Genomic DNA, 12,471 nt, shown 5'->3' with positions numbered 1-12,471 from the left:
ATTCAAATTAACTTCGAGCATTTTGTTTGGCTACTCCTTTTTGGTATAACGCAGCGCTTTTCATCATTAAGCCTTTGTATCGGTCACGCATTAAAAAGCGTGCGGACAATGATGCGCAATATCAGCAAGAATGCCTCGAGCGTTTTGGGCCGTTTCAGCCAGTAAAAAATACGCAGGCGATTTGGTTTCATGTGGTATCTGTGGGTGAAACCAATGCCGCGCAGCCCTTGATCGAACATTATCTTAAAGCCGGTCATCCAGTTTTGGTCACCAATACCACCAAAACAGGGCAAGCCCGTGCGAAATCTCTATTTTTAAAAGCACCGTATGAATCGCTATTTCAGGCGGTGTATTTACCTGCAGATCAAAAGACCTTAGTCCGTGCCTTTATTGAAAAATATCAACCGAAAATGTTGGCTTTGGTCGAAACAGAACTGTGGCCGAATCTGATTGATCAAGCGAAGCAGTTGAATATTCCGCGTTTATTACTTAATGCGCGATTATCTGAAAAATCTGCCAAAGGTTATGGCAAAGTTTCAAGTTTAACCGTTCCGATGTTGCAGGGTTTGAATCAAGTGCTTGCACAAGATCAAGCAACCTTGTCGCGCTTTATTGATTTAGGGGCAAATTCTCAAAGCAGTCAGGTTGTGGGCAGTATTAAGTTTGATATTCATGCGCCTGAATCTTTTATTGCCCAAGCTGCGAAGCTTAAAGATGATTGGTCGCTCATGGGGCGTAAAATCATCACGATTGCTAGTACGCATGCCCCTGAAGAACAGAAATTACTGAGCGCATTAAAGCCTTATTTGCAGCAGCATCCTGAAGTGTTGTGTATTGTTGTTCCGCGTCATCCTGAACGTTTTGACGAGGTCTTTGCCGAAATCCAAAAACTGAATTTACAGACCCAGCGTCGTAGTCTCGCTCAAACCATTCAAGCCGATACGCAAGTGTATTTGGCAGATAGTATGGGTGAGTTGTGGTTGTGGTTGGCTTTGAGTCAGGCGTGTTTTGTCGGTGGTTCGCTGAATGAACCGGGTGGTGGGCATAATATTTTAGAGCCAATTGCGCTGAATGTGCCGACGGTTTTAGGTAAGAATTATTTTAATTTCCAAAGCATTGTGGATGAGTTTGTTGCGGCAAATGCAGTTGTTGTAGCAGAGGATTTTGAGCAAGCAGCAGTTGCTTTGATGTCTTTGATTCAGGATGTGGGTTCTGCGCAGGCGTTGAATGCAGCAGCACAAGTGATTATGCGAAAGAATACTGGATCTCTGCAAAAACATATTCAAGTGATTGATCAGTATTTATAATTTTTAGGTTATTTAGGTGTACTTTGCGGCGTCTTAACTTTATAAATTAAAGGTTCGGAGCTCTGCTTTTACTTTTGTTTCGGCAAAAGTAACAAAACCATTTGTCATCCACAAAACTCGTCCGCTGTCTGCTTTAAGTTAAATCATCGCAGAAACATTTTTAAATTTTTGCGTCCTGCCTCGAACAGTTGTGGATGATATTTACGCGTATCCTGTTTTTGTACTTTCAGCATCTTCTTTGATTTGGTTTCTATGAACATCGTCCTGCTTGACCCGCGACAAACACAATCTGAACTTTGGCGTATTACAGCCAAACGGCAAATTGAGCATTTAAAAACCCATGTCGATGTGCAAGTGGGGGATACCTTAAAAGTAGGGATTCGGGAAGGAAAGCGCTATTTAACCCAAATTGTCAGCATCAGTGATCAGTGCATTGAATTAAAGCCACTTCACGAAAAAAGCGTTCCAGCGAAGCATTCTGTGACCTTAATCGTTGCTATGCCCAGACCCAAAGTGTTACGTCGTTTGATTATGGATGCCGTGACTTTAGGTGTAGAAAAGATCATTTTGTTACACAGTTATCGAGTGGATAAAAGCTATTGGCAAACGCCATTTTTGCAACAATTAGATCAATATGTGACGCTGGGTTTAGAGCAAGCAGGCGATACGATTGCGCCACAAATTGAGTTGTATAAGCGCTTTAAACCCTTTGTAGAAGATGTACTGCCGAAGATGATCAGCGCGGAATGTCCAGCCTATGTGGCACATCCTTATGCAGCGCAGACGATGCCAGCAGGAATTACACATGGTTGTACGATTTTGATTGGGCCAGAGGGCGGTTTTATTCCCTATGAAATTGATTTACTCATAAAAAACGGCTGCCAAGCAGTGAGTCTGGGCAACCGTATTATTCGTACAGAAACAGTCATTCCATACGTGCTTGGGCGATTATTTAGCTGCTGATGCTTCCGCTTGATCGCCACGGTACACTTTCACTTCCTGTACAGGATATGGAATTGAAATACCGTTTTGGTTGAAGGCTTGAATCACATGTTCTTGCACTTCACTAATGGAGTTTGCTGTAGTGGTCTCAGTCGTATCAACCCACCAACGCACATTTAAGTTCACAGAGAAATCTGCCAAAGCATTTACATTTACCGTGAAGCCTGGTTGGCTCAAAATGGTTGGGTCTTTGTCTAAGATTGCCATGACAATGTTTTTGGCTTGTTGAATGTCATCTTCATAACCAATACCGACCACAAATTCGCAGCGACGACGTTGATATGCCGTATTTACCGTAACCGCACTGGTATAGACCGTTGCGTTAGGAATCACGATACGGCGACCATCTGGTGAGCGTAGGAAGGTTGCACGAATTTGAATGTCTTCAACCGTACCTTCCATGCCTGACACGATAATGTCATCGCCAATTTTGAACGGTTCGCCCAATAAAATCAGAATACCGGATAATAAGTTTTGGAAAATATCTTTGAACGCAAAACCGATCGCCACCGAACCAATCCCCAATGCACTCATGAGCTGACCGGGGGTGAAGCCTGGAATCGCAATGACCATGGCAATCAGGAAACCAATGAAAAGAATGGCTGAACTACCGACACGGTTCAGCACCAAAACTAAGTTTTGTTTGGTATAAGAGCGGTCGGCTAAAGCTTTACGAACAAAGAATTTAAAAAATTTCGACAGTAGATAAAAAACCGTAAAAACGATAAGTGCAATACAGATATAAGGCACACGTTCCCAAAAAGCATCGACAAATTTGTCGATGGTTGAGTAGGCATCATTATATTTTGCTGTATGTTCAAGCACAGTTTGTGCGGTTTTTTCAGTTGCCTCTTGTATGAGGGTCGTGGTGCCTTGAGTCACATCACTTAAGGCATTGTCTTGTTCAGCCACAAGTTTTCCAATATTTAAAATATTTGTGTATTTTGCCCGATTTTAAGTTCGAAAATAAGCCTTTCTTACAGGTCAATGAACAGATGTATCAAAATTCAGACAGGCATCCTGTTGAATTAAATTGTCCATTAAAAATAATCTGTACTTTGCTGAAGGATTTCGGTTGGCGTTTCCAATTCACCTGTACCCATCATGTAGGACGTGATACTGCCAGTGGCAAAAATAGATAACAATGACAAGAGAATCATTAACCAAGCCAGAATTTTTTCCCAAACGGCAGCAGGTCGAGGTGCACCATAGCGATTATTATTGGGATCACCTGAAGCTAGGAGTAAATACACGATAAAAAATAGATTGATGATTGGGAAGAGCAGCCAAAGCATCCACCAACCAGCTTTATTTAAATCGTGCAATCGGCGAACCACGAAAACACAGTAAAAATAAATATAGAGCACCACAATCGCTAAATAGGCTAAACCCGAAAACCCAGTCAAAATCCCTATAAATTGGTCATTCAATGCCAAAGTGTTGAAGTTAAAAATCCCAACAGCCAAGCTCAAACCAATCAGTGCAAGACAGGCAATGATATTTAAAAAACCATACCAACCAATCATGCTTAGTCGACCAAAACGCCCGTCTGGGGTTAGGGGATTGTCAACCACGGGTGTCGGGTTCCGAGAGAAGAAAGAGGATGAGTTATTTGTATTCATGGCGTTGACCAAAATAAACGATTCAATTGTGTGAAACGTTCAACAATTTAGGAGGAGAGAGTCTTCAGTATAGAGTTAATTGAACTGATCAGATACTCAATGCAAACATGTTTTTGTTGAAATTTTAAGCATGAATGTGGTTTAAATGAAATATAAGAATACGACCAAAGCAGGATTGTCGCGATTAAAAAATAATCGTCATATTGCTTTATGCAGCACATATATAAGTAAAAACGTGGCATGGCATCTCGAGATGAGATGAATCGGATCAAGGAAAATACAATATGAAAGAGATCTATCCAGTACCTGAAAGTTTTAAAAAAACTGCACGCATCAATGAGGCTGAGTACTTTGAGCGTTATCAAAAATCCATTGAACAACCTGATGAGTTTTGGGCAGAACAGGCACAAAAACTTGATTGGATTACCCCATTTACCCAAGTTAAAAATACCAGTTTCAACACAGACGATTTTAAAATAGAGTGGTTTGCCGATGGTGAACTGAACGTCAGCGCCAACTGTTTGGATCGACATTTAAAAGAACATCCGCATAAACCCGCCATTATTTGGGAAGGTGATCATCCGTCACGGCACAAAATTATTTCCTTTGAAGAATTGCATGATGAGACCTGTCGTTTTGCCAATGTATTGAAGAAAAATGGCGTAGGCAAAGGCGATCGTGTGGTGCTGTATATGCCGATGGTGCCTGAAGCTGCGATTGCTATGCTGGCGTGTACGCGGATTGGCGCAGTGCACTGTGTGGTCTTTGGTGGTTTCTCTCCAGACTCGTTGGCCAGTCGTATTGAAGACAGTCAGGCGAAAATGGTCATTACCGCCGATTGCGGTATGCGTGGTGGCAAGCCCATTCCGTTAAAAGAAAATGTTGATATCGCTTTGCAGATAGCAGGAACATCTTCCGTTCAGCATGTGATGGTGGTGCACCGTACAGGTAATCCGATTGAAATGAAGCCTGAGCGTGATCTGTGGTATCACATGGAAATCATGTCGGTCAATGACATTTGCCCACCTGAACCAATGAATGCGGAAGATCCGTTATTTATTTTGTATACTTCGGGTTCAACAGGCAAGCCCAAAGGAGTGCTGCACACCACAGGCGGCTATTTAACCTATGTGAATTGTAGCTTCCGTGAAGTTTTTGACTTAAAACAAGACGATGTATTTTGGTGTACGGCCGATGTCGGTTGGATTACGGGACACTCCTATGTGCTGTATGGACCACTCTCGAATGGCACCACGACGGTGATGTTTGAAGGTGTACCGCAGTATCCGAGTTGGGCACGGACAGGACATATTGTCGATAAACATAACGTCACCATTTTATATACTGCGCCGACTGCGATTCGCGCCATGATGCGTGAGGGCGATGCGTTTGTGCGTGAAAGTGATCGGAGTAGTTTACGCCTGCTTGGTTCAGTAGGTGAGCCGATTAATCCTGAAGCGTGGAACTGGTACTACACTGTTGTTGGTGAGAGCCGTTGTCCGATTGTGGACACTTGGTGGCAAACCGAGACTGGTGGTTTCATGATTACCCCATTGCCGGGTGCAACCGATTTGAAGCCGGGTTCGGCAACGCGTCCATTCTTTGGTGTTCAGCCAGCCATTGTCGATGCAGAAGGCAAAGAGCTTGAGGGTGCAGTAGAAGGAAACTTGGTCATTAAAGATTCTTGGCCGGGGCAAATGCGCACCATTTGGGGTGACCCTGAGCGTTTTATTGAAGCCTATTTCTCAACTTATCCGGGCACATATTTTACAGGTGATGGTGCACGGCGAGACGAGTCAGGTTATTACTGGATCACTGGTCGTGTGGATGATGTGCTGAATGTTTCGGGGCATCGTTTAGGCACGGCAGAAATTGAAAGTGCCTTGGTGGCTCATGATGCGGTAGCTGAATCTGCGGTGGTGGGTATGCCACATGATATTAAAGGACAAGGGATTTGTGCTTTCGTGACTTTGCAAGCAGATACAGCAGAAACTGATGAGTTACGGGATGAACTAGTGGCATGGGTGCGTAAAGTCTTGGGCCCCGTGGCGACGCCAGATGCTTTATATTGGGCGCCTGCATTACCCAAAACCCGTTCAGGGAAAATCATGCGTCGAATCTTAAGGAAAATTGCGGCGAATGAGTTGGATAGTTTGGGCGATACCTCCACCTTGGCCGAGCCACAAGTGGTTGAAAACTTGATTGCAACGGTTTATCCAAAGACTTAAGTTTAATTTGAGACTAAGCTTAAAAATGGCGTCTAAACTTAGATGCCATTTTTTTATGGCTAAAGGAAACGAAGTCTTTATTTCCATTGTTTAAAGAGAATGATTTGATTGAGCAAGCTGTAGCTTTTACAGATATAGCATTTGTAGATATAGACTGCAGGCATTCAGCTAAGTCACAGGCTCAAGCTTTGCTAAGCTAAATGGCAATGAGAATAACCAGACAGACCTATGAATGCTTCAGCCCAACGGACTCAAACACCGATTGAAATTGCCCAGCAACTTGCCCAAGCGTTTGCCAAGACAGCCGCCGAACGTGATAAACAAGGGGGCAACCCCAAAGCCCAGCGAGATTTAATTCGCCAAAGTGGTCTATTGAGCTTGTCCATCCCTCAGCAATATGGCGGGCAAGGTGCAGATTGGCAGACGATTTTTAAGACCATTCAAACCATTGCCCAAGTGGATAGTTCCTTGGCACATGTTTATGGCTTTCATCATTTATTGATTGCAACCGTACAGTTGTTTGCGCAGCCAGAGCAATATGCGCCGTGGTTTAGCCAAACAGCGCAAAATCATCTGTTTTGGGGCAATACTCTAAATCCACTGGACCGTCGCACTACAGCGACGCAACTGTCTGAACATGAATACATTTTTCATGGCGATAAAAGTTTTTGTTCAGGCTCGATAGATTCCGACATTTTGCTGTGTTCAGGCTTTAATGAGGCAGAAAAATTACTGATTGGAGTGATACCGACTGCACGTGAAGGGGTGAGCTTTTTAGGCGATTGGAACAATATGGGGCAACGCCAAACCGACAGTGGCAGTAGCCATTTTGAGCAGGTAAAAATTTCCAAAGATGAACTGTTGTTGAACCCTGGGCCACTCAGTACACCCTATTCAAGTTTAAGACCTTTGATTGCGCAGTTGATCTTTGTACATTTATTTTTAGGTGTGGCTGAAGGTGCATTTGAAACTGCGAAGCAGACGGTGCAATCGCAAAAAGCGTGGTCTAAATCTTTGGCTGAACAAGCGGTGCATGATCCCTTTACCCAAAAGCATTTTGCTGAGTTTTATGTCCAACTGGAAAGTGTGCGATTACTGGCGGAAAAAGCAATTCAACATTTGCAATGGGCATGGCAGATTGGTGAGTCTTTAACGGCAGCACAGCGCGGCGAAGTATCGTTGGCGATTGCCACAGCGAAAATTGCCGCGACCAATACCTCGCTGTATATCACGCAAAATATATTCCAAGTCATGGGTGCACGGGCAACCACGGCTCAACTGAATTTAGATCGTTTCTGGCGCAATGTACGCACGCAAACTTTGCATGATCCTGTCGATTATAAATATCAGGAAATCGGTGAATGGGTGCTGACAGGAAAAGTACCTGATCCGAGTTTTTATTCTTAACAGTGCCTAAGACTAAAAAAGCCTCCAATCGGAGGCTTTAGACTGCCTAACGCTGATGAATATTTTCCAGCGTATCCACCAAGGTACGTGTGGTCTGGTCAATTTCATAATTCACATTATCGCCTACTTGAATATCTTTCCAAGTGGTCAGTCGCAGGGTTTCAGGAATCAGATCAATTGAAATTTCTGAAGTCGTGCGGTCAACACGATTGACCGTCAAGCTACAGCCATTCAGCCCTATAAAGCCTTTAAGGAAGAAGTATTTGATGTTGCCTTCAGGGATTTGAATATCCAAATGCAGGGTTTCACCATTTTTACTGAGGTTTTTCACCACAGCAGTGCCTTCAATATGCCCATAAAGATTATGACCACCATTTTCTGCACCGACTTTGGCAGAGCGTTCCACATTCACATCATCACTAGCGTTTAGGCTGCTGAGTGTCGTCAGGCTGAGCGTTAAATCAGACACATCAAAATGCACTTGATTAGCGGCAAGGTCAATCTGCGTTGCCGTTAAGCACACGCCATTAATCGCGACACTGGCACCGATAAATACATCGTGAAAAAAATTATGATGATTGGAAATGACCAAAGTGCTGAAGCCTTGACCTTGACGGACGTCCAATACTTTTTCTAAACCTTGCACGATGCCTGTATACATGAATGGTCTCTGATGACTATTAATTTTTCATCTATTGTAGGGTGAAATCAGCCACTCGGCTATCTCAGAATCGCTTGAATGATGTCTTGATATTTTTCGAGCTGCAAATGCACAATCACCTCATTAAAGTGCTTTAAAGATCTCAATCGCTCGTAGGCGAGAGGATTTTAAATCGACGATGGGCAAGGGATAATTCAATTCTATCTCCTGCTTTTTTGCATAAGGCTGATGGATGTGCTTCGCATCTAAATGGGCAAGTTCAGGAAGCCATTGCCTTAAATAATCACCTTGGGGATCAAACTTTTGTGATTGACTGATTGGATTGAAAATTCGGAAATAGGGTACTGCATCTGTGCCTGTCGAGGCACACCATTGCCAACCACCATTGTTGGCCGCCAAGTCACCATCAATCAAATGTTGCATAAACCACTGCTCACCCAAACGCCAATCCAGCAGTAAATTTTTGCTGAGGAACATCGCACAAATCATGCGTACGCGGTTGTGCATCCAACCTGTTGCTAACAGTTGGCGCATACCTGCATCGACAATCGGAATTCCTGTCAGACCTTGCTGCCAAGCATGTAAATCCTCTGGGGCATCACGCCATTGAATGCGCGCCGTTTTGAGTTGGAAGGGTTGATGCTGAGATAGACGTGGGTGATCAAACAAAATATGCTGATAAAACTCACGCCACAGAAGTTCATCCAACCATGTTTGTTGTCCACGACCTTCGATATGAAAATGACCCTGTTGGCTGCGAAAGAGTGCATGCAGACATTGGCGAATGGACAAAATACCGATATTTAAATAAGCACCAATTTTACTGGTGCCATGCATAGCAGGAACATCGCGATCTTCGGCATAATGACTTAATCCCGCTTCGATAAATGTATCTAAAAGAGCGAAGGCTTGGGCCTCACCGATAGGCCAAAGTTCAATCTGCTGTATCGAAAGTCCCTGAGGACAAAAAGGCTGGAGCTCTAATTGCGTTTGCCACAGCGGATGTGCCGTTAGAGCTTGTTGAGCCTCGAAGGTGGGATAGCAGCGGGGTAGACTTAAGCTTAAATGTTCATAACATTTTTTCTTAAACGCACCAAACACTTGATAGGGTTGTCCCGATTGATTTCGAATGCTGCCGAGTGGAAACAATGTGCGGTCATGATAATAGTTGACTTGAATATTGGCTTGTTCAAGTAACTGCCGTACTTCAGCATCGCGTTGTCGTTCGTTGTAGTCACATTCGATATTTGCATGTAACGCAGTGATTTTAAGCTGTTGTGCAATGTTCTGAAGATCAGCCGCTATCTCCTGCCACAGTCCAATATGCCGTATGATCAATGGAATATTGAGCTGTTGCAGTTGCTGTTGAAGCTGCGCCAGTTGTCTGAGATAAAAGTCAATTTTTATCGGTGCATCATCATGCAATTGCCATTGCTTTGGCGAGATAAACACCACCGCAATGGTCGGGCCAGCCTGCGTGGCGTGCCAGAGTGCTGTATGGTCGTGCAGTCTTAAATCTTGTCGAAACCAAATCAGTTGCATGCTTTTATCCAGATGTCACAGCGCTTTCAGTTAGTTGCATCCTTAGAGTATATAAATACCCGAATGTCTCGAAAAGCCACAGCGTAATATTTATTGAGCATTGAAGTTGATTCTTAGATAAAAGCCAACAATGAGTATGGCGTTGTCGGTTTTGGCTTACATTGAACGAGGGCATCGACGCTAGGCAAGCTTTGGAAATGACCCTAAGATGAACACATACAGGAACAGGATGTTCCGGAACAGAAAACAACAATAAAGACGTTCAGCATCAGGATTGTGAAGTGCGACAGGAGTCATACTTAAATGCCTATACTGAAAAAGCCCGACAGGAGGTCGGGCTTTTTCTTTTTCAGTGCTTGTAAAAACCACCATCACTTTTCTGCTTAAATTTTAGTGCCATAAAAAATCCTCCAAGCCGAGCCTTGGAGGAGGAAAGTGGAGTTACCCGTTTGTCATTATTGTGCTGATGACGAGCACTTGTACAAAAAAGCAGTTAAGCTGATTTTGCTGACACAACGTGTTGCTGTTGTGCTTCAAGTTTACGAACCAGTGGTAACACCTTTGCGCCAAAGTATTCAACTTCTTCAATAAAATGTAAGAAGCCAGAAAGGACTAAATCGACACCGACACTTTTGAGCTCGACAATACGTTCAGCAATTTGTTGTGGCGTGCCAATCAAGTTGGTTTTAAAACCATCGTTATATTGAACCAAATCTTCAAAGGTCGATTTTGCCCAGTTGCCTTCACCCTCTTTCGTTGCGGCACCTGCTTCACGGGTCGCATCACCAAAGGCATTAACCGCTTGAATATTGGCTTTGGCAATGATTTCTTGCAGTACCGCTTGTGCTTCTTCTTCAGTGTCACGTGCAATCACAAAGGCATTGACGCCAATTTTGACCTGATGGTTATTGGCCTTGGCTTTTGCACGAATATCATCGATTTGTTTTTTCAGCTCTTCAGGGCGATTGCCATTGGTAAAGTACCAATCTGAAACCCGTGATGCCATATCACGTGCAGCATGCGAACTGCCGCCTTGGAAGATTTCAATATGCGGTTTTTGAACGGGCTTTGGCGACAGGGTATAGTCTTTAAATTGATAGTATTTACCCTCAAAATTAAAGTTATTTTCAGTCCATACGCCTTTTAGACTGCGAATGAATTCTTCTGAACGGGCATAGCGTTGATCGTGTTCAGGCCATTCTTCACCAATCGCATCAAATTCACCGCGGAACCAACCACTGACCACATTAATGGCGATACGGCCATGCGTCAGATGGTCAATGGTCGCCAATTGTTTGGCCGCTAAAGCGGGTTTCCACGGGCCGGGTAAAATCGCTGCAATCACTTTGAGCTTTTCTGTTTTTGCCAAAATACCGTGACTAAAACTGACCGATTCATGCTGATTTTCTGCGTTATAGCCTGCGGTAAAACGAATTTGGGTCAACGCATATTCAAAGCCGCTTCGTTCCGCCGCTTGTGCCAAACGGACGTTATAGTCATAACTCCAGTCCGTGCGCTGTTCGATATCGCTGACTACGAGGCCACCGCTGACGTTTGGGACCCAATATGCAAATCGAATATTTTGATGTTGTTCTGACATGTTGCAAATCCTCTGAATATGATTGCACTGGGCGACTAAGCCACCTGCGTTTTCGGCTTTTTGCTGTGTAGGCGTGCTTCTGCGGCATCTAAGCTTGGGACAGCAGCAGATGGCAGTACGTCTTCTTGTTCAATTTGTTTATTGATGCCTAAGTTCTGGTTGGCTTGCTGTGATTTTGCCGCAATGACTTCAGCACGCAGACCTTTGGCAGGAGCCCACTCTAAAATGGGTAATGCACGTGCGACAGCCAAGGTGATGCGGTCACGCAATAATTCACTGTGAATGGTGTATTCAGGTGTGAAGTCTTTATCGGTTGCGTAGACGCCAATCGGCAGGGTTTGCGCTTGGAAGAAGCTGAACAATGGACGTAATTGATGTTCAAGCACTAAGGCATGACGTTCACTACCACCAGATGCGGCAAGAAGTACAGGCACATCGACCAGCGCAGTTTGTTCTACAAAGTCAAAGAAATGTTTGAAGAGACCCGTGAAAGATGCACGGTAAACCGGTGTGCCAACAATCAGTGCATCTGCCGCTTCAACTGCTGCCAAGTCATCTTGTACACGCTGTGGCAGTTGGTTGCGGTAAATGGCGCCGCCCAGTAGATGACCAATTTCACTGAATTTAATGAAATGCACATTGATTGGGGTGGCATCGCCTAGCTCATCAATAATGGCTTGAACTAATGCTTCCGTTTTCGATGGATGATTTAAACCGCCAGAGACAGCAACAATATTTAGGGGTTTTTGGATATTTAAATTCGACATTTTTTTAAACCTAAAAGGGTGGTTTCTCGGAATGCTTTTTATTAATGCCGATGGGTGGGACGCTGTAAAATAAGCAAATGCAGTAAAGTTATCTGATTTTTAGATATGTTGAATAATCCAATGATTTGAACGCTTTATATTTTTTAAGATATTGAAAATTCGGCATATATTGGATTTTGATAAGCATTTTTATGCGCTGAATAAAATTTATATGAAAATGTGATTAGATTTAAAGATTTATTGAAAATGGCAAAAAAACGGTGTTTTAAGTCAAAAATCTACATTTTCCATGCAAAAAAATAACTTCTTGCATATCCTTCACATAGGATGTGTGG

The 12,471-nt window shown here is 43.6% G+C and carries 10 protein-coding genes; 4 read left to right on the top strand and 6 right to left on the bottom strand.

Going from position 1 to position 12,471, the window contains the following annotated elements:
• Positions 1-26 precede the first annotated feature (26 nt).
• Both B9T33_RS01610 and B9T33_RS01605 read left to right on the top strand, forming a co-directional pair.
• Positions 27-1,307 (top strand): 3-deoxy-D-manno-octulosonic acid transferase, encoded by a 1,281-nt coding sequence (locus tag B9T33_RS01610; RefSeq protein WP_086177199.1) that lies wholly within the window; start codon positions 27-29, stop codon positions 1,305-1,307.
• A gap of 252 nt (positions 1,308-1,559) precedes the next feature.
• Positions 1,560-2,270, top strand: coding sequence for a 16S rRNA (uracil(1498)-N(3))-methyltransferase (locus tag B9T33_RS01605; RefSeq protein WP_086177198.1), 711 nt, complete (start codon positions 1,560-1,562; stop codon positions 2,268-2,270).
• Here the strand turns inward: B9T33_RS01605 and B9T33_RS01600 are convergent.
• Both B9T33_RS01600 and B9T33_RS01595 read right to left on the bottom strand, forming a co-directional pair.
• Positions 2,256-3,221, bottom strand: coding sequence for a mechanosensitive ion channel family protein (locus tag B9T33_RS01600; protein WP_086177197.1), 966 nt, complete (start codon positions 3,219-3,221; stop codon positions 2,256-2,258). The two genes, B9T33_RS01605 and B9T33_RS01600, sit on opposite strands and share 15 nt — an antisense overlap.
• Positions 3,222-3,349: 128 nt before the next feature.
• On the bottom strand, positions 3,350-3,931 hold the full coding sequence (locus B9T33_RS01595; protein ID WP_086177196.1) for a DUF805 domain-containing protein: 582 nt from the start codon (positions 3,929-3,931) through the stop codon (positions 3,350-3,352).
• Positions 3,932-4,215: 284 nt separating this feature from the next.
• Here B9T33_RS01595 and acs point away from each other — a divergent pair, with 284 nt between their 5' ends.
• Together acs and B9T33_RS01585 are read left to right on the top strand one after the other, a co-directional pair.
• The gene (gene acs, locus B9T33_RS01590; protein WP_086177195.1) at positions 4,216-6,159 is read left to right on the top strand and encodes an acetate--CoA ligase; all 1,944 of its coding nucleotides are present in this window, start codon (positions 4,216-4,218) and stop codon (positions 6,157-6,159) included.
• 228 nt (positions 6,160-6,387) lie between these two features.
• Positions 6,388-7,566: an acyl-CoA dehydrogenase family protein gene (locus tag B9T33_RS01585; protein ID WP_086177194.1), complete on the top strand. Its 1,179-nt coding sequence runs from the start codon at positions 6,388-6,390 to the stop codon at positions 7,564-7,566.
• Positions 7,567-7,612: 46 nt separating this feature from the next.
• Here B9T33_RS01585 and B9T33_RS01580 read toward each other — a convergent pair whose 3' ends face one another.
• From B9T33_RS01580 to msuE, 4 genes are all read right to left on the bottom strand, one after another.
• On the bottom strand, positions 7,613-8,227 hold the full coding sequence (locus tag B9T33_RS01580) for a riboflavin synthase subunit alpha (protein ID WP_086177193.1): 615 nt from the start codon (positions 8,225-8,227) through the stop codon (positions 7,613-7,615).
• Positions 8,228-8,350: 123 nt separating this feature from the next.
• Positions 8,351-9,769 (bottom strand): cryptochrome/photolyase family protein, encoded by a 1,419-nt coding sequence (locus B9T33_RS01575; RefSeq protein WP_086177192.1) that lies wholly within the window; start codon positions 9,767-9,769, stop codon positions 8,351-8,353.
• A gap of 493 nt (positions 9,770-10,262) precedes the next feature.
• On the bottom strand, positions 10,263-11,369 hold the full coding sequence (gene sfnG, locus B9T33_RS01570; RefSeq protein WP_086177191.1) for a dimethylsulfone monooxygenase SfnG: 1,107 nt from the start codon (positions 11,367-11,369) through the stop codon (positions 10,263-10,265).
• Positions 11,370-11,404: 35 nt separating this feature from the next.
• Positions 11,405-12,136, bottom strand: coding sequence for an FMN reductase (msuE, locus tag B9T33_RS01565; protein WP_086177190.1), 732 nt, complete (start codon positions 12,134-12,136; stop codon positions 11,405-11,407).
• Between the last annotated feature and the right edge of the window lie 335 nt (positions 12,137-12,471).

Source organism: Acinetobacter sp. ANC 5054 (genome assembly GCF_002135295.1).
In the GTDB taxonomy this organism is placed as follows: Bacteria; Pseudomonadota; Gammaproteobacteria; order Pseudomonadales; family Moraxellaceae; genus Acinetobacter.
The sequence above is the reverse complement of the archived record's forward strand: the minus strand, read 5'-3'. Positions and strand labels throughout refer to the sequence as shown.

Bases quoted from the DNA above. Each gene is read 5' to 3' on its own strand.
- msuE (WP_086177190.1), bottom strand. From the start codon at position 12,136: ATGTCGAATTTAAATATCCAAAAACCCCTAAATATTGTTGCTGTCTCT.
- acs (WP_086177195.1), top strand. From the start codon at position 4,216: ATGAAAGAGATCTATCCAGTACCTGAAAGTTTTAAAAAAACTGCACGC.
- B9T33_RS01595 (WP_086177196.1), bottom strand. From the start codon at position 3,931: ATGAATACAAATAACTCATCCTCTTTCTTCTCTCGGAACCCGACACCC.
- B9T33_RS01575 (WP_086177192.1), bottom strand. From the start codon at position 9,769: ATGCAACTGATTTGGTTTCGACAAGATTTAAGACTGCACGACCATACA.
- B9T33_RS01585 (WP_086177194.1), top strand. From the start codon at position 6,388: ATGAATGCTTCAGCCCAACGGACTCAAACACCGATTGAAATTGCCCAG.
- B9T33_RS01605 (WP_086177198.1), top strand. From the start codon at position 1,560: ATGAACATCGTCCTGCTTGACCCGCGACAAACACAATCTGAACTTTGG.
- sfnG (WP_086177191.1), bottom strand. From the start codon at position 11,369: ATGTCAGAACAACATCAAAATATTCGATTTGCATATTGGGTCCCAAAC.
- B9T33_RS01580 (WP_086177193.1), bottom strand. From the start codon at position 8,227: ATGTATACAGGCATCGTGCAAGGTTTAGAAAAAGTATTGGACGTCCGT.